Annotated in this window: 12 protein-coding genes; 8 read left to right on the forward strand and 4 right to left on the reverse strand. The window is 72.1% G+C overall.

Annotation, left to right across the window (positions count from 1 at the left end; all coding sequences use genetic code 11):
- Positions 1-89 precede the first annotated feature (89 nt).
- Both ACIP4Z_RS01250 and corA read left to right on the forward strand, forming a co-directional pair.
- Positions 90-1667, forward strand: coding sequence for an NAD(P)/FAD-dependent oxidoreductase (locus ACIP4Z_RS01250; RefSeq protein ID WP_355334541.1), 1578 nt, complete (start codon positions 90-92; stop codon positions 1665-1667).
- Complete coding sequence (gene corA, locus ACIP4Z_RS01255; RefSeq protein ID WP_401304071.1) at positions 1664-2827, forward strand: magnesium/cobalt transporter CorA; 1164 nt, start codon at positions 1664-1666, stop codon at positions 2825-2827. The genes ACIP4Z_RS01250 and corA overlap by 4 nt, the downstream gene beginning before the upstream one ends.
- A 4-nt stretch (positions 2828-2831) precedes the next feature.
- On the opposite strand, the gene ACIP4Z_RS01260 is transcribed toward corA, so the two are convergent.
- Positions 2832-3827 (reverse strand): small ribosomal subunit Rsm22 family protein, encoded by a 996-nt coding sequence (locus ACIP4Z_RS01260; RefSeq protein ID WP_401304074.1) that lies wholly within the window; start codon positions 3825-3827, stop codon positions 2832-2834.
- Positions 3828-4113: 286 nt separating this feature from the next.
- Between ACIP4Z_RS01260 and ACIP4Z_RS01265 the strand changes: the two genes are divergently transcribed.
- A complete protein-coding gene (locus ACIP4Z_RS01265; RefSeq protein ID WP_391043682.1) occupies positions 4114-5610 on the forward strand; it encodes an exopolysaccharide biosynthesis polyprenyl glycosylphosphotransferase in 1497 nt (498 codons plus the stop codon).
- Here the strand turns inward: ACIP4Z_RS01265 and ACIP4Z_RS01270 are convergent.
- Positions 5607-6569, reverse strand: a complete 963-nt coding sequence (locus ACIP4Z_RS01270; protein WP_355334550.1) for a GDP-L-fucose synthase — start codon at positions 6567-6569, stop codon at positions 5607-5609. The genes ACIP4Z_RS01265 and ACIP4Z_RS01270 overlap by 4 nt on opposite strands.
- A gap of 95 nt (positions 6570-6664) precedes the next feature.
- Between ACIP4Z_RS01270 and gmd the strand changes: the two genes are divergently transcribed.
- From gmd to ACIP4Z_RS01290, 4 genes are all read left to right on the forward strand, one after another.
- Positions 6665-7678, forward strand: coding sequence for a GDP-mannose 4,6-dehydratase (gene gmd, locus ACIP4Z_RS01275; RefSeq protein ID WP_188285703.1), 1014 nt, complete (start codon positions 6665-6667; stop codon positions 7676-7678).
- Between the two features lie 119 nt (positions 7679-7797).
- On the forward strand, positions 7798-10020 hold the full coding sequence (locus ACIP4Z_RS01280; RefSeq protein WP_391043679.1) for a LamG-like jellyroll fold domain-containing protein: 2223 nt from the start codon (positions 7798-7800) through the stop codon (positions 10018-10020).
- Positions 10017-10769, forward strand: a complete 753-nt coding sequence (locus tag ACIP4Z_RS01285; RefSeq protein WP_401304078.1) for a hypothetical protein — start codon at positions 10017-10019, stop codon at positions 10767-10769. The genes ACIP4Z_RS01280 and ACIP4Z_RS01285 overlap by 4 nt, the downstream gene beginning before the upstream one ends.
- Positions 10770-10819: 50 nt before the next feature.
- Positions 10820-11644: a glycosyltransferase family 2 protein gene (locus tag ACIP4Z_RS01290; RefSeq protein ID WP_355334560.1), complete on the forward strand. Its 825-nt coding sequence runs from the start codon at positions 10820-10822 to the stop codon at positions 11642-11644.
- Between the two features lie 138 nt (positions 11645-11782).
- Here the strand turns inward: ACIP4Z_RS01290 and ACIP4Z_RS01295 are convergent, their stop codons facing one another.
- Positions 11783-12928 (reverse strand): glycosyltransferase, encoded by a 1146-nt coding sequence (locus tag ACIP4Z_RS01295; RefSeq protein ID WP_391043673.1) that lies wholly within the window; start codon positions 12926-12928, stop codon positions 11783-11785.
- A gap of 152 nt (positions 12929-13080) precedes the next feature.
- Between ACIP4Z_RS01295 and ACIP4Z_RS01300 the strand changes: the two genes are divergently transcribed.
- Positions 13081-14595: an O-antigen polymerase gene (locus ACIP4Z_RS01300; protein ID WP_401304082.1), complete on the forward strand. Its 1515-nt coding sequence runs from the start codon at positions 13081-13083 to the stop codon at positions 14593-14595.
- On the opposite strand, the gene ACIP4Z_RS01305 is transcribed toward ACIP4Z_RS01300, so the two are convergent.
- Positions 14564-15814, reverse strand: a complete 1251-nt coding sequence (locus tag ACIP4Z_RS01305) for a hypothetical protein (protein WP_401305012.1) — start codon at positions 15812-15814, stop codon at positions 14564-14566. The two genes, ACIP4Z_RS01300 and ACIP4Z_RS01305, sit on opposite strands and share 32 nt — an antisense overlap.
- Positions 15815-16001 lie beyond the last annotated feature (187 nt).

The raw sequence follows: 16001 nt of genomic DNA on the forward strand, positions 1-16001 counted from the left end.
CGGCGTGGTGGCGGCTCGGCCGCCGCCCAGCTGAACCGCCCGGTCCCGACCGCCCCATGCCGTGCGCCGCCGCGTCATAGGGTGCGGGGATGGACGTTTCGAGCGGGGCACGGCATGACGTGGTGATCGTCGGCGGCGGCCACAACGGGCTGGTCGCCGCCGCCTATCTGGCCCGCGCGGGCCGCCGGGTGCTGCTGCTCGAACGGCTGCCCGCGACCGGCGGCGCGGCCGTGTCGACCCGGGCCTTCGCCGGGGTGGACGCGCGGCTGTCGCGCTACTCCTACCTGGTGAGCCTGCTGCCCGCGCGGATCACCGACGAGCTGGGGCTGCGGTTCGCGGTGCGCCGCCGCCGGATCTCCTCGTACACCCCGCGCGGCACCGGCGGCCTGCTGGTGGACGCGGGCGACGCGGCCCGTACGCGGGAGCAGTTCGCGGCGCTGACCGGCGACGATCGGGACTTCGAGGCGTGGCAGCGGTTCTACGCGATGACCGGGCGGGTCGCGCAGGCGGTGTTCCCGACGCTGACCGAGCCGCTGCCCTCGCGGGCCGCGCTGGAGAGCGCGATCGGCGACTCCGCGGCCTGGGAGGCGCTGTTCGAGCGGCCGCTGGGCGAGACGGTGGAGGCGGCCTTCGCTGACGACCTGGTGCGGGGCGTGGTCCTCACCGACGCGCTGATCGGCACCTTCACGCACGCCCACGACCCGTCGCTGCGGCAGAACCGCTGTTTCCTCTACCACGTGATCGGCGGCGGGACCGGCGACTGGGACGTGCCGGTGGGCGGGATGGGCGCGTTCACCGACGCGCTGGCGGACGCGGCCCGCGCGGCGGGCGCCGAGATCGTCACCGGCGCCGAGGTCACGGGCATCGCGGCGGACGGCGTACGCGCGGAGGTGACGTACGAGCGCGACGGGCGCCAGGTGACGGTCGGGGCGCGTGACGTGCTGGTCAACGCGGCGCCGCACACGCTGGCCGGGCTGCTGGGCGAGGCGGCGCCGGGTCCGGCCCCCGAGGGCGCGCAGCTCAAGGTCAACATGCTGCTGCGCAGGCTGCCGCGGCTGCGCGACACCTCGGTGGACCCGCGCGAGGCGTTCGCCGGGACCTTCCACATCGCCGAGGGCTACGAGCAGTTGGCGACCGCGTACGAGCAGGCCGCCGCGGGGCGGCTGCCGGACGCGCCGCCGTCGGAGATCTACTGCCACAGCCTGACCGACCCGTCGATCCTCTCGCCGGAACTGGCCGGGCGGGGCGTCCACACGCTGACCCTGTTCGGACTGCACACGCCCGCGCGGCTGTTCGCGGCGGACCCGGCGGGGGCGAAGGACGCGCTGCTGGAGGCGACGCTGGCGCAACTCGACGCGGTGCTCGCCGAGCCGCTGGCGGACTGCCTGCTGCTGGACGGCGACGGCAGGCCGTGTCTGGAGGCGAAGTCGCCGCTGGACCTGGAGCGCGAGGTGGGCCTGCCCGGCGGCCACATCTTCCACCGCGACCTGTCGTGGCCGTACGCCGCGCCGGACGCGGATCAGGTGACGTACGCCACAGGCCGCTGGGGCGTCGGCACCCCGCATGAGAACGTCTTCCTCTGCGGCGCGGGCGCGGCCCGCGGCGGCGGGGTGAGCGGTGTTCCCGGGCACAACGCGGCCATGGCGGTACTGGAGAAGGCACGATGACCACCGACGAACGCGGCATCACCCCTGGCCGGCGTCTGGACCCGCGGCTGATCGACCCCAGGCGGCTCGCCCGCCGCACGGTCGGCCGCAGGCAGTGGCGGCGCGGCGGCACCTGGCACACCCTCGGCGAGGACGGCACGGTGCCCGAGCAGCGCCGCCGCACCGCGGACGTGGTGGTCGACTGCGCGGTGTACGCGGACGGCTCGCGGGTGGCGTCGCTGCCGCCGCGCGAGGCGCTGGCGGAGGCCAGGAAGCACACCGGCGGCTTCGCCTGGATCGGGCTGCACGAGCCGGAGGCGGAGCATCTGACCGAGATCGCCGAGGTGTTCGGGCTGCATCCGCTGGCGGTCGAGGACGCGGTGACCGCGCACCAGCGGCCCAAGCTGGAGCGGTACGGCGACTCGCTGTTCATGGTGGTCAAGACGATCGTCTTCGTCGAGCACGAGAAGCTGACCGCGACCAGCGAGGTGGTCGACACCGGTGAGCTGATGATCTTCCTCGGCGCGGACTTCGTCGTGGTGGTGCGGCACGGCAGCGCGCCGGGGCTGACCCGCGTACGGCACGCCCTCGAAAGCAGCCCTGAGATGCTGGCGCACGGCCCCTCGGCGGTCCTGCACGCCATCGTCGACCAGGTCGTGGACGACTACCTGGACGTCGCCGACGAGGTCGAGCTGGACGTGGACGACCTGGAGGCCGACGTCTTCGCCGACTCGCACCGCGACGACGCCGAGCGGATCTACCAGCTCAAGCGGGAGCTCATCGAGTTCAAGCGGGCCGTGCACCCGATGGCCAGGCCCTTGCAGCGGCTGAGCGAGGAGCCGGACCGGCTCATCGGCGCCGAGGTCGCCCGCTATCTGCGCGACGTCGCCGACCACCTGACCCACGTCCGCGAGCGGCTGGTGGGCTACGGCGAGCTGGTCGACGGTCTGCTGGCGGCCAATCTCAGCCAACTCGCCGTGCAACAGAACGTCGACATGCGGCGGATCAGCGCGGGCGCCGCGATCCTCGCCGTCCCGACGATGATCGCGGGCTTCTACGGCATGAACTTCGACCACATGCCCGAGCTGCGCTGGTCCTTCGGCTACCCGCTGATGGTGGGCGTGATGGCCACGCTGTCCTTCCTGTGCTACCGCGCCTTCCACCGCTACGGCTGGCTGTAGGGCGCTAGCTCCAGGGGTCGCCCCAGGAGGCGTCGCGGGCCGCGCGGTAGGTGTCGCCGTGCCGTTTGCTGACGGTGTCGCGGACCAGGCCGCGGTCGGCGGTGCACAGGTCGAGCAGGACCAGGCCCTTGCGGATCTGCGGGTGGCGCACGACGCGGCCGGGGGCGGGGGCCGCGGGGAACCGCGCGGCGGCCACGTAGCTGAACTTCTCGTCCTCGTAGGGCAGTGAGCCGCCCTTGACCTGCCGGTGCAGCGAGCTGCGCTGGACGCGGGCGGCGAAGTGGCACCAGTCGTCGCCGGTGACCGGGCAGGCCGCGTCGTGCGGGCAGGGCGCGAGGACGGTGAGCCCGGCGGCGAGCAGCCGGTCGCGGGCGGCGATCGTGCGCGCGTACCCCTCGGGGGTGCCGGGCTCGACGACGAGCACCGCCCCGGTGGCCGCCGCCGCGGCCGCGTCGATCAGCGCGGTGCGGTCGGCGGCGGTCAACTCCCCGATCACGTACGAGACGGTGACCAGGTCGGCGGCGGGCAGCGCGGGTCCGCCGCCGAGCGGCGACCGGGTCCAGCGCGCGGCGCGCAGGGCGGGCGACTCGGCGGTGCGCGCCAGTTCACTTCCCAGGTCGAGGGCGGACTGCGACCAGTCGAGGACGGTGGAGGTGTGCGCGCTCGCCGAGGGATCGCCCGGGAACGCGTCGGCCACCGCCCACGTCGCCGCGCCGGTCCCGCCGCCGAGGTCGAGATGGGTCGCGGGCGACCACTGCCCGGCCTGCAAACGGAATGCCTCGAGCGCGGCCCTGACGGCCGCGTACGTGGCGGGCATACGGTAGGCCGCGTAAGCCGCCACCGACGCCGCGTCCCGCAGAATGGGCGCTGACGTCGGCGACTTGCCACGATATGTTTCGATGAGGCGTTCCACCTCGGCGGAAGCCCTGGTGGGGGCCGTGGCGCTCAGTCGCGCCGACAGGGCTGTACGCAGGTCGTCGGGTAGGTGCACAGTGGACACAAGTCCCAAGGGTAAGGGTCGTGCACACCCGTAACGGCCTCCTTACACTCTGTGGCCATTCGATATCCATACTTGTGTTAACTCGGTCATAACAACGGCTCGAATCTGCGTAAACCGCAGCGGAAAGCCCTCGTGTTGGCCTAGCGTTCGCTCTTATCCAGGCGCACTACCCCTTGGGGAAGTGGTAGAGCGCCTCGTCGGTCGCGATGTGCCAGGGGGGTCCATGCGGCGTGTCGAAGCAAACCGGGTTCTACCGGTCATACCCATGAGTGCCGATACGAGACCCGTGCGCGCGAAAGCCGCGCACGCGTTCGGCAGGAGGGCATCGGGTTCCACCGGTGCCCTCGCTGCGCCCGGCCCTTACGGCGGGCACGGCAGGTTCAGTGACAAGGCGCGGTGGTATCTGCCGCTCGCGCTCACCGTCGACGTGCTCGGGATCGCGTTCCCGGTCGCGGCGATCTTCCATGCCACCGGCCAGCCGCACCCGCTGGTCTGCGCCGCCGTGGCGGCGCTCGCCTGGGTCGGTGTCCAGGCGGTCAGGCGGCGTTACGCGGCGGACGTCCTCGGCGAGCACCGCGGCGCCGGGGCGGTGCTCCGGGACTGGCTGATGCTGCTCGGGGTGCTCGCCGTGCTCAGGACCGCCTTCGATCAGGTGGCGGAACCGTCGTACGCGCTGGCCGGGCTGACCGCCGGTCCCGTGCTGACGGCGGCCTGCCGGATGCTCACCCACCACCACCTGATCGCCGCCCGGCGCGAGGCCCACGCCGTGCGCAGGGTGCTGGTCATCGGCGAGCCGAGCTCCGCCGACCATGTGGTGGGCCACCTCGCGGCCCGTACCGAACACGCGTATGTGGTGGTCGGGGTGGTCCCGGTGGGCAACGCCAAGCTGGAGTGCGGGGCCCCGGTCACCGCACGGCTCGGCGCGGTCGCGCCGTCCGGTCTCGCCGAGGACGCGGGCATCGTGCTCGGCGCCGCCCGTGACCACGGGGCGGAGCTGGTCCTGGTGGCGCCGGGACCGCGGCTGTCCGCGGAACGGCTGCGCAGGCTGTCCTGGTCCCTGCACGACGCGGGCCTGCCGCTCGCGGTGCTGCCGGGGCTGATCGATGTGGCCGTGCGCCGGGTGCAGTTGGACGCGCCCGCGGGCCTGGCCATGCTGCACATCGCCCCGCCGTCCAGGCGCGGCGTCCAGCCGGTGCTCAAGTCGGCCCTCGACCGGGTCGGCGCGGGGCTCGGACTCCTGCTGCTCTCCCCGGTCTTCGGCCTGGTGGCGGCGGCGGTCCGGCTGACCTCGCAGGGCCCGGCCTTCCACCGGCAGATCCGGTACGGGCAGGGCTGTGTGCCGTTCACCATGTGGAAATTCCGCACGATGGTGGTCGACGCGGAGCAGCGCAAGCCCGATCTGCACGGGTCGAACGAGAACGACGGCCTGATGTTCAAGATGCGTCGTGACCCCCGGGTCACCCGCGTCGGGCGGCTGCTGCGGCGGCTGTCACTGGACGAGCTGCCGCAGCTCGTGAACGTGCTGCGCGGCGAGATGTCGATGGTCGGCCCGCGTCCGCCGCTGCCCGACGAGGTGGCGCGGTACAACGAGGTGGAGGTCAGGCGCCTCGCGGTCAAGCCGGGCATCACGGGTCTGTGGCAGGTCAGCGGCAGGTCGGAGCTGTCCTGGGACGAGACCCTCGCGATCGATCTGCGGTACGTCGACAACTGGTCGCTCTCGGGCGACGCGGATGTGATGGCCCGCACCCTGCGGGCCGTGGTCGACGGACGCGGGGCGTACTAGTGAGTCACTGTTCCGGCCACAGACCCGGCGGTCGCCCGCCAGTCCGCGTACACCGCGGCGATCCCGTCCCGCAGCGCGATCTCCGGCCGCCAGCCGAGCGCCTGAAGACGGGACACGTCGAGCAGCTTGCGCGGCGTGCCGTCGGGTTTTGTGGTGTCCCAGCCGATCGTGCCGCGGTAGCCGACGACGTCCCTGACAGTCTCGGCCAGTTCGCGGATGGTCAGGTCCTCGCCGCAGCCGACGTTGACCGGCTCGGCGCCGTCGTAGACCCGCAGCAGCAGCGCGCAGGCCGCGGCGAGGTCGTCCACGTGCAGGAATTCGCGCCGCGGTGTGCCGCTGCCCCACAGGGTCAGTTCGGCCGCGCCGTCCCGCTCGGCCTCGTGGAAGCGACGGATGAGGGCGGGCAGCACGTGCGAGGTGGCGAGGTCGAAGTTGTCGCCGGGGCCGTAGAGGTTGGTGGGCATCGCGGAGATGTACGAGGCGCCGTACTGCTTGCGGTAGGACTGCACCTGGACGATGCCGGCGATCTTGGCGAGCGCGTACGCCTCGTTGGTCGGCTCCAGGGGGCCGGTGAGCAGCGCGTCCTCGTGGATCGGCTGCGGGGCCAGCTTGGGGTAGATGCACGAGGAGCCGAGGAAGAGCAGGCGGGCGACGCCCGCCTCGTGGGCCCCGGCGACGACGCTGAGCTGGATCCGGAGGTTGTCCTCAAGGAACTGCACGGGGTAGGTCGAGTTGGCCATGATCCCCCCGACCTTGGCCGCCGCGAGCACCACCGCGTCGGGCCGGATGTCGCGCAGATACGCGGCGGTCGCCGCCGCGTCCCGCAGGTCCAGTTCCGCGCGGCCCCGGGTGAGCACCTGGTGGCCGTCGGCGGTGAGGCGGCGGGCCACGGCGGAGCCGACGAGGCCGCGGTGGCCCGCGACGAAGATCCGGGCCGCGTCCGGCAGTAGGTCTGTCATGGAACGGCATTCTGCCAGCACACTTCACCCGATCGGGTGCCAACCCATCTTTACGTACGAAATACAGCACAACCCGACCAGTTGGGGGGACTCACATGGGCAAGACCGCGCTCATCACCGGCGTCACCGGCCAGGACGGCTCGTATCTCGCGGAGCTGCTGCTGTCCAAGGGCTACACCGTGCACGGCCTCGTGCGCCGCTCGTCGACGTTCAACACCGAACGGATCGACCACATCTACCAGGACCCCCAGGAGAAGAACCGCTCCTTCGTGCTGCATCACGCGGATCTCACCGACGGCATCGCGCTGGTGAGCCTGCTGCGCGACCTGCGGCCGGACGAGATCTACAACCTGGGCGCGCAGTCCCATGTGCGGGTCTCCTTCGACGCGCCGCTGTACACCGGGGACGTCACCGGCCTGTCCGCGCTGCGGCTGCTGGAGGCACTGCGGGCGAGCGGCATCGAGGCGCGGATCTACCAGGCGTCGTCCTCGGAGATGTTCGGCGCCGCCCCGCCGCCGCAGAACGAGCGCACCCCGTTCCACCCGCGCAGCCCGTACGGCTGCGCGAAGGTCTTCGCCTACTGGGCGACGGTGAACTATCGCGAGGCGTACGGGATGTACGCCGTCAACGGCATCCTGTTCAACCACGAGTCCCCGCGCCGCGGTGAGACCTTCGTCACCCGCAAGATCACCCGCGCCATCGCGCGTATCCAGGCCGGCCTCCAGGACCGGCTCTACCTGGGCAATCTGGACGCGGTGCGCGACTGGGGCTACGCGCCGGAGTACGTGGACGCGATGTGGCGGATGCTCCAGCGCGACGAGCCGGAGGACTACGTGGTGGCGACCGGCGAGGCCGCGACCGTACGGCAGTTCCTCGAGGTGGCCTTCGAGCACGCGGGTCTGGACTGGGCCGAGCATGTCCGGTACGACCCGAAATACGAGCGGCCCAGCGAGGTCGACGCGCTCATCGGCGACGCGAGCAAGGCACGGGACCTGCTGGACTGGAAGGCGCAGGTCAGGGTGGCGGAGCTGGCCCGGATCATGGTCGACGCGGACATCCGACAGGTGGCGGACCAGTTGTCGGGGGCCACGATTCGCATCGACAGATGATGTGATGTCACTTTATTCGTCAAAAAGGCAGACCGGGCTAAGCGGAACCCCCTACTCTGCCGTGCATCACGACGGCCGTATCGGCCGTTGCAACACATCAGGGGCCTGGGGGGCAACTCATGCGTAAATTGCCGGTGTTCTCGGCTGCCATATTGCTGGCAGCCGCGACGCTGGGAGTGATGTCGTCGCCATCGGCGACCGCGCTCCAACCACCGGTCGGCATCACCGCCGACAATCTCAGCACGTACCAGACCAACGGGATCGTGTGGGCCATGGCCCAGGCGAACGGCGTGGTCTACACAGGGGGCACCTTCTCCGCGATCCGGCCCGCCGGGTCCGCGGCCGGGACCAACGAGACGTCCGTCGCGAACTTCGCGGCCTTCGACGCCGCGACCGGCGCGCCCACCGGCTGCCAGCTCAACTTCACGGTGGGCTCCAACAACGCCACCGTGCGCGCGCTGGCCGTCTCGCCCGACGGCCAGACGCTCTACGCGGGCGGCTTCTTCGGCGCGGTCAACGGCGTCGGGGTGAGCAGCCTGGCCGCGATCAACCTGGCCACCTGCGCGGTCAGCACGACCTTCCACCCGGCGGCCTCGGGCACGGTGCGCACCATCGCCGCGACCTCGGACGCCGTGTACTTCGGCGGCGACTTCACGTCGGTCGGCGGCCAGTCCCGTGGCAAGTTCGCCGCGGTGAACACCGCGGGCGCCCTGCTGCCGTGGTCGCCCAACGCCGACCTGCCGGGCCGGGCGCTGGCGATCACCCCGGACGGCCAGAACGCCATCATCGGCGGTGACTTCAACTACGTCGGCGGCACCTACTCGCACTCGCTCGCCGTGGTCGACACGACGACCGGCGCGCTGACCAAGGCGTACCCGCCCGGGTTCCTCGACGCGACCTCGGTGACGAAGTCGATCATCGTGGACCCGGCGAGCAACGCCTTCTACACCGCCAACGAGGGCACCGGCGGCGGCGTGTTCGACGGCCGGGTGGCGCTCAGCCTCACCGACTTCAACCAGATCTGGCGGGACACCTGCCTGGGCGCCACGCAGAGCCTGGTGGTCCACGGCACCGTGCTCTACAGCGGCTCGCACGCCCACGACTGCTCCAGCATGGGCGAATTCCCCAACTCGACGCGCAAGCACCTGGTCGCCGAGTCGGTCACCGACCCGCACCTGCTGTCGTGGTACCCCGACACCAACGACGGGATCGGCGAGAAGATCGGCCCGCGCGTGATGGCGATCTCGTCGTCCGGCGGCCACGACTACATGTGGGTCGGCGGCGAGTTCACCACCGTCAACGGCGGCGCGCAGCAGGGCCTGACCCGCTTCGCCGACGGCCCCGACACCGGCGCCCCGACGCTGCCGCAGACCGCGGTGAGCAGCATCGACCCCAGTGCGGTGAAGGTGACCTGGCAGTCGAGCACCGACAACGACGACGGCACGCTGATCTACAACGTGTACCGCAACGGCGCGGCCACCCCCGTCTACACGGTCAGCGGCGACTCCAAGCCCTGGATCCGCCCGCAGATCACGTTCACCGACACCAATGTCACGCCCGGCGTGAAGTACACCTACCGGGTGTCGGCCAGTGACGGCGTCAACACCAGCGCCCAGTCTCCGAACGCGGCGGCCACCGTCCCGGCCACGGCCGAGCCGTACGCCACGCAGGTCCTCGCCGACGGCGCGAATCTGTACTGGCGCTACGACGCCGCCGCCGGTTCGTACAACGCGGACGCCTCCGCGGCCGACGACAGCGGGATCAGCGTCGGCGGCCCGGTGCACGCCGTCTCGCCGGGCGCGGTGCCCGGCTCGAAGGCGTACACCTTCAACGGCTCCACCCAGTGGACGTACAGCGACCGCTCGCACCCCACACCGTCCGCGTACAGCGTCGAGACGTGGTTCAAGACCACCACGACCTCCGGCGGCAAGCTGATCGGCTTCGGGAACCTGGCGACCGAGACCAGCGGCAACTACGACAAGCACGTCTACATGACCGACAGCGGTCAGCTCATCTTCGGCGCCTACACCGGCAGCACCCGCATCGTCTCCACGCCCACCGGCGGCTACAACGACGGCAACTGGCACCAGGTCGTCGCCACGCAGGGGGCGAACGGGATGCGGCTGTACGTGGACGGCGTCCTCAAGGGCAGTGACGCCACCGTCACCACCAGCCAGAACTACGACGGTTTCTGGCGGGTCGGCGGCGACAACCTGAACGGCTGGCCTTCCCAGCCGAAGAGCCAGTTCTTCGCGGGCTCGATCGACGAGGCGGCCGTCTTCCCGACGGTCCTCAGCCCGGCCCAGATCGCGAACCAGTACGCGCTCGGGACCGCCGGGTGACCCGGAAACACCGCTCCGCCACTGCCGCCGCCGTCCTCGTGACGGCGGCGGCGGTGCTGCTCGGCGCCTGCGGCGGCGGGGGTGGCGGAGGCGGTCACGACACGGCGAGGAACGACGCGAAGGCGTCGCCCGGCGTCTCCGCGACGGCCACGGGCGGCACTTCGGGACCGTCCGCGACCACGAGCCCCGACGCCGGTGCCGGTTCGGACGACAGCACCGAGGCGCCGGGTTCCGCGGCCGACGCCCCGAAGGTGCCGGACGCGCAGCTCACCCCGCCCGGCGGCGGGACCTTCAGCAAGCCCCAGAAGTCGTATCTGTCGGGGCGGGTGCCCAAGGGCACCGACCCGGTGGCCGTCCTCGAGGGCGGCCAGGAGATCTGCGACCGGCTGACCCGTACCGCGAAGATCGACAAGGACGCGGCGGCCGGGGCGATCGTCACCGGCGACATCAGCGGGTCCGGCGCGGCGGCGGCCGTCCGCAGCCTCTGCCCCGACCAGCAGCCGGTGATCGACGCCGCCGCGCGGGGCTTCGCCGACGGGACGTTCACGGTGGCGGCGAAGGCCGTCCCCGGCACGTCGGTCGCGCCCGGCACCTACCGCGCGCCGCACCCGTCGACGCACTGCACCTGGCGGGTGACCAGCTCGAACGGCACCCTGTCGGCCGGCAGCGGCGCCCGGATGACCGTCCCCGCCGCCGCGCGCGGCGTCACCTCCAGCGGCTGCTACGCGTGGCTCGCGGGCACGGGGTGAGCGATGCGCCGTGAGCCGCAGGACGAGACCGAGATGAACGGAGGGACCGCATGAGCAAGCTCCCGATCGTGGTGGCGATACCGACCAAGAACGAGGCGGAGAACATCGCCCGTACGGTGTCGTCGGTCATCGACCACGTCGAGGCCGTGGTGGTGGTCGACTCGGCCAGCACCGACGACACCTGCAAGATCGCCGAGGGCCTCGGCGCGGAGATCGTCGAGTACGCGTGGGACGGCAAGTACCCCAAGAAGAAGCAGTGGTGTCTGGACCATGTGCGCACCGAGATCCCCTGGCTGCTCTTCCTCGACGGCGACGAGACGCCGAGCCCCGAGCTGCTGGCCGAGCTGAAGGCCGCCTTCGCGGCCGGGCCGCCGTCGGTGGCCGCCTTCGACATCCCGCTGGGCTACTGGTTCGCGGGACGGCGGCTGCGGCACGGCTACACCATCGTCAAGCGCGCGCTGCTGGACCGCACCCGCTGCCACTTCCCCGAGGTCGGCGACCTCGAAGCGCCCGGCATGGGCGAGCAGGAGGGCCACTACCAGCCGGTCGCGCCGTCGGCCGCCCGGCTGCGCTCACCGATCGAGCACGAGGATCTCGACCCGGTGCGCACCTGGTTCGAGCGGCACAACCGCTACTCCGACTGGGAGGCGTGGCTGGAGCTGAACCCCCGGGTGAAGGAGGAGATCCGGCAGGTCAAGACCCGCCAGGGCCAGCTCTTCCACAAGGCGCCGTTCAAGCCGCTGGTGTCCTTCACCTACGCCTACGTCTACAAGCGCGGCTTCCTCGACGGCCGGGCGGGCTTCGACTACGCGCTCGCCATGAGCTTCTACCGCTGGCAGATCGGCCTCAAGACGCGGGAGGGGCGCAAGCCGTGACCCGCGGTCGGCCGTGACCCGCAGTCGGCCGTGACCCGCGGTCGCTGATCGCGCCGCCCGAGGCCGGCCCCGGTTTTCCCGGGGCCGGCCCGCGGACCGCGCTCCGGGACCCGGGGTCCGGAAGCGCACGCGGGGGCGTCACCCGGCGCGGGTGACGCCCCCGTACACCTCCATGAGCGTGTCGACGACGGCGCCGATGGAGAAGCGGTCGCGGATGAGCCGCCAGGCGGCGTCCGACGCCTCCTCGTTGGCGGCCGGGTCGAGCAGTTCCAGGATCGCCTGGCCGACCAGCGGGCCGTTGTCCGCGTCGGGGTCGCTGTCGGTGATCCGCCCCGCGCCCGCCGCCTCGACGTCGGGCGACAGGCCGCCGGTCCGGGTCACCACCACGGGCAGGCCGACCGACATCGCCTCCAGGATCGAGACGGCGAACGGCTCGACCACCGACGGCAGCACGTACACATCGGACTTCCTGAGCTGCTCCAGCACCTGCTCGTGGCCCAGCGCGCCGACGCACTCCAGCGAGTCCGCCACGCCCAGCTTCGCCGCCAGCTCCCGCATGGGGCCGGTCAGATCGCCGGTGTCGGGTCCCGCCAGCACGAAGCGCGCGTCCGGGTACTTGGCCAGCACCACGGGCATCGCCGACACGAAGTCCTCGGGGCGCTTGCGCTTCTGCACCCGCGCCAGATAGAGCACGGTCGGCGGGCGGTCGGCCCGCGCGGGCCTGCGGTCCTGCAACGTCACGCCGTTGACCAGCCGGTGGAAGGTGGTCAGCGGAGTGTCGGGCACCACCGCCTGCACACCGTCGCGTTCCATCCGCGTCAGGTGCAAGATCGCGTCCGCCTTGCGCAGCACCCGCTTCATGCCCAGGACGTCGACGGCCTTCGCGAACAGCTTCTCCGTCGGGTCGATCATGCCGTGCGTCTGGATCACCAGCGGCACCCCGGCCTCCAGCGCGACCAGCGCGAACGGCAGCGTGATCAGGTCCCGCATCAGGTGCACATGGACCACGTCCGCCGACTTCACCATCCGGCGCGCCTTCGCCAGCAGCCCCGGCGACGTGATGCCGCTCACCTCGAACGGCAGCACGTGGCGCGCCTGGTGCACGAACGACGGCACGCCCTCCAGCTCCGTCGGCAGCGGGCCCGTGAAGCCGTCGCCCAGCGTCGCGATCCGGGCGTCGACACCCTGGGCCCGCAGGCCCTTGGACAGATTCAGCGCCACCCGTGTCGGGCCGCCGAAGTCGTTCGTCGGCGTATGCAGCGTGACGACATGCAGCACCTTCATATGACTCCCCACCCCTGTTTTTCGGCGCCCCCGCGCCTCGGGTTCACATTATCGACACCGAACCCTCATCGGGGCACTTCCGGCCCCGGACGCCCTGATCCTCCCGGCCGGAGGCCATAGACTCGGCGCGGGGAGCATGAAGGGGGTGGGCCATGGCCCTGGACGTGGCACAGGACCAGGCCGGTGCGGGCGGGCCGCTGGAGCGGCCCGGCCCGGACGAGGCGCGGGCCACGACGTCGGTGCCGCGTGCGGCGCTGTCGCGGGCGCTGGCGGTGCCGCTGGTCATCGCGTTGGTGGGGTTCCTGCCCGCGTACGTGGCGGCCCAGCCCGGCACGGGCGTGCGGGACACCGCGTACTGGCTCCAGTTGACGCTGACGGTGTACGGCGGCGGCCGGCTGGCGGCGATGGTGCTGACCCGGCGACGGCGGCTGATCCAGGGCGCGTTCTGGCTGTTCGTGTACGTGGCGATGGGCGTGGCCCCGCTGGCGCAGGCGGTCATCGGGCAGGTCCCGACGCCGGTGGTGGGCCCGCGCTCCGACACGACGACGGCGATCACGCTCGTCCTGATCGGCTGCGTGGCCTTCGACGTCGGCGCGCTGCTGGCCCGGCACCGCCCGGCGGCCCGTATCCGCAAGGCCCGCCCGCAGGCGTCCGTGTCGCGGCGCCGCCTGTGGCTGCTGATCGTGGTCGCGTACCTCGGCAGCGCGCTGTGCATCATGAAGCTCGGCGGCCCGACCGTCTTCTTCTCCAGCCGTCAGGGCATCAGCGAGTCGGTGCAGGCCAGCGGTCTCGCGGGCAGCGGCGGCGACAGCCATGTCGGCTCGGCCTTCATCCGCGGCTTCGGCACCGTACCGGCGCTGCTGGCCATGCTCTTCCTGATCCGCTGGATGATCACGTCCCGGATCGCCCGCCGCAGGCCGCTGGCCATCGCCGCGCTCACCGGCCTGGTGCTGATCAACGTGATCGTGAACAACCCGATCTCCAACCCGCGGTACTGGTTCCTGACCGTCGTGTTCTCGCTGCTGTTCACGGCCTTCCCCAAGAGCCCGGTGATGTACCGCACGGCCCTGGTGACGGGCGTGGTGGCGGCCCTGCTGCTCTTCCCGTTCCTCGACCGCTTCCGGTACGACTCGGGCGGCTACCACCCGGTGGAGACGACGTCGGCGCTGGAGCCGCTGACGCTCAAGGACTACGACCAGATCGGGATGTTCGCGAACACCATCACCTTCGTGCAGTCCGGCGAGGGCCACTCCCACGGGCGGCAGCTCGCGGCGGACGTCTTCTTCTTCGTGCCGCGTTCGATCTGGCACGGCAAGCCGCTGGACTCCGGTGTGCAGGTCGGCCAGTGGATGGGCATGACCAACACCAATCTGTCGTCGCCGCTGTGGGCGGAGCTGTGGCTGGACTTCGGCCCGGTCGGCATGACCGGCGGCTTCCTGCTGCTGGGCTACTTCTGCGCCCGCGGCGACCGCAGATACGCCCAGCGCACGCTGGAGGACGGCCGCCCCGGCACGGTGATGGCCGTGGTGATCCCGCTGGTGTGCGGCTACTCCTTCATCCTGCTGCGCGGCCCGCTGCTCCAGGCGTCGGGCCGGATCGGCATCGCGGCGGTGTGCCTGCTGCTGGTGACGACCTTCAGCGCGGACCGGCGGAAGATCCTGCGGTGACGCCCTCGGCGGAGGCGTCCGGCGCCTGAGGGTCGGTGGTGGCGGCGGGCGCGCGCTTGACGGCGACGATCCGCAGCCACAGCGCCACCGCCTTGAGCGCGGAGCCCAGGGCCAGGCCCCAGGCGGCGCCCATCACGCCGTCCCACTGGTAGCCGGCGAGCATGAAGACCACGGACGCGAGCGAGAAGACCACCTGGATCGGCAGCGTGGCGCGGGGCCGCAGCACGCGCAGCGTCAGCAGGGCGCTGGTGCCCAGCGCGATGCACGCGTACTGGCTGCCGGAGGCGGCCAGCAGCGCGGACGACGACGCCCAGGTGTCACCGAGCAGTTGGCGGCCCACATGGGCGGGCAGCAGCATCAGCACGACCGTCCAGGACACCGCGATCCAGGCGAGGACGGTGGCGAGGACGGCGGTCGCGCGCACCTTGTCGTCGGAGCCGCGGACCCGGTTGAGCAGCGGCGGCCCGAAGGCGGTCGCGGAGTTGAAGAGCACGTTCATCGGGCCGAAGAGCGTGGTGGCGCCGCGCAGGGCGCCGACGGCCAGCGGCGCGGCGAACAGGCCGAGGCCGACGACCGCGAGCTGACTGGTGGCGTTGCCGACGCCGAACTCGATGACGAAGCGCTGCCCGAGGTGCCCGCGGCGGACGAATTTGCGCAGGTCCACCGGCGCGCCCTTGACCTTCGGCCACAGCAGGGCGGCGCCCACGAGCAGCGCGGGCACGGCGGACACGCCCCAGACGGCGACGAGCCGGACCGCGCCCGCGCCGTGCGGCTGCATGGCCAGCGCCGGTACGGCGACGGCCAGTCGTACGGTGTCGGCGGCCAGCGCGTAGTGCGGCAGCCGCAGGGCGGAGAAGCAGTACCGCATGCCGTCCTGGGTGAGCACGATCGGCAGCACCAGGCCGAGGACCGCCAGGCCCCGCGCGGTGCCGCCGGGCACGAAGGCGAGCCCCGCGGCCATCGAGAAGCCGATCACGGTGGACGCCACGGCGGTGAAGGTGGCCGCGCTGCGGCAGGCCGCCCGCACCTGCGCGGCGCCGCGCTCCAGCACCAGCGCCTGTCCCACGTAGGAGACGCCGACGCCCAGCAGCACCGTGAACACCATGTACACCATGGAGAACACGGAGAATCCGGCGGCGCTGGACAGCCGGGCGGCCACGACGAGCACGATGATGTTGGTGAAGGCGGCGACGCCCTGGTCGGCCACCGAGCTGATGATGGCGGCCTTGGTGCCGGGCCCGCCCTTGGACGTGCCCGCCCCGGCCGGGTCGCCGGACTCGTCCTCGCCGTCCGCCGACGCGTCGGTCGGGCCGGACGGCGCTGAGCCGCCCGGGGGATCGGGCGGGCCGCCGTACGCGAACTCGGCCCCGGGGCCCACGGCCGCCGTCGTGACCGGGTGGGTGACG

Origin of the sequence: Streptomyces sp. NPDC088910 (genome assembly GCF_044749865.1) — a bacterium.
Classification (GTDB): Bacteria; Actinomycetota; Actinomycetes; order Streptomycetales; family Streptomycetaceae; genus Actinacidiphila.

Coding starts and splice junctions, on each gene's coding strand:
- ACIP4Z_RS01250 (WP_355334541.1), top strand. CDS start 90: ATGGACGTTTCGAGCGGGGCACGGCATGACGTGGTGATCGTCGGCGGC.
- corA (WP_401304071.1), top strand. CDS start 1,664: ATGACCACCGACGAACGCGGCATCACCCCTGGCCGGCGTCTGGACCCG.
- ACIP4Z_RS01270 (WP_355334550.1), bottom strand. CDS start 6,569: ATGACAGACCTACTGCCGGACGCGGCCCGGATCTTCGTCGCGGGCCAC.
- gmd (WP_188285703.1), top strand. CDS start 6,665: ATGGGCAAGACCGCGCTCATCACCGGCGTCACCGGCCAGGACGGCTCG.
- ACIP4Z_RS01280 (WP_391043679.1), top strand. CDS start 7,798: ATGCGTAAATTGCCGGTGTTCTCGGCTGCCATATTGCTGGCAGCCGCG.
- ACIP4Z_RS01290 (WP_355334560.1), top strand. CDS start 10,820: ATGAGCAAGCTCCCGATCGTGGTGGCGATACCGACCAAGAACGAGGCG.
- ACIP4Z_RS01295 (WP_391043673.1), bottom strand. CDS start 12,928: ATGAAGGTGCTGCATGTCGTCACGCTGCATACGCCGACGAACGACTTC.
- ACIP4Z_RS01300 (WP_401304082.1), top strand. CDS start 13,081: ATGGCCCTGGACGTGGCACAGGACCAGGCCGGTGCGGGCGGGCCGCTG.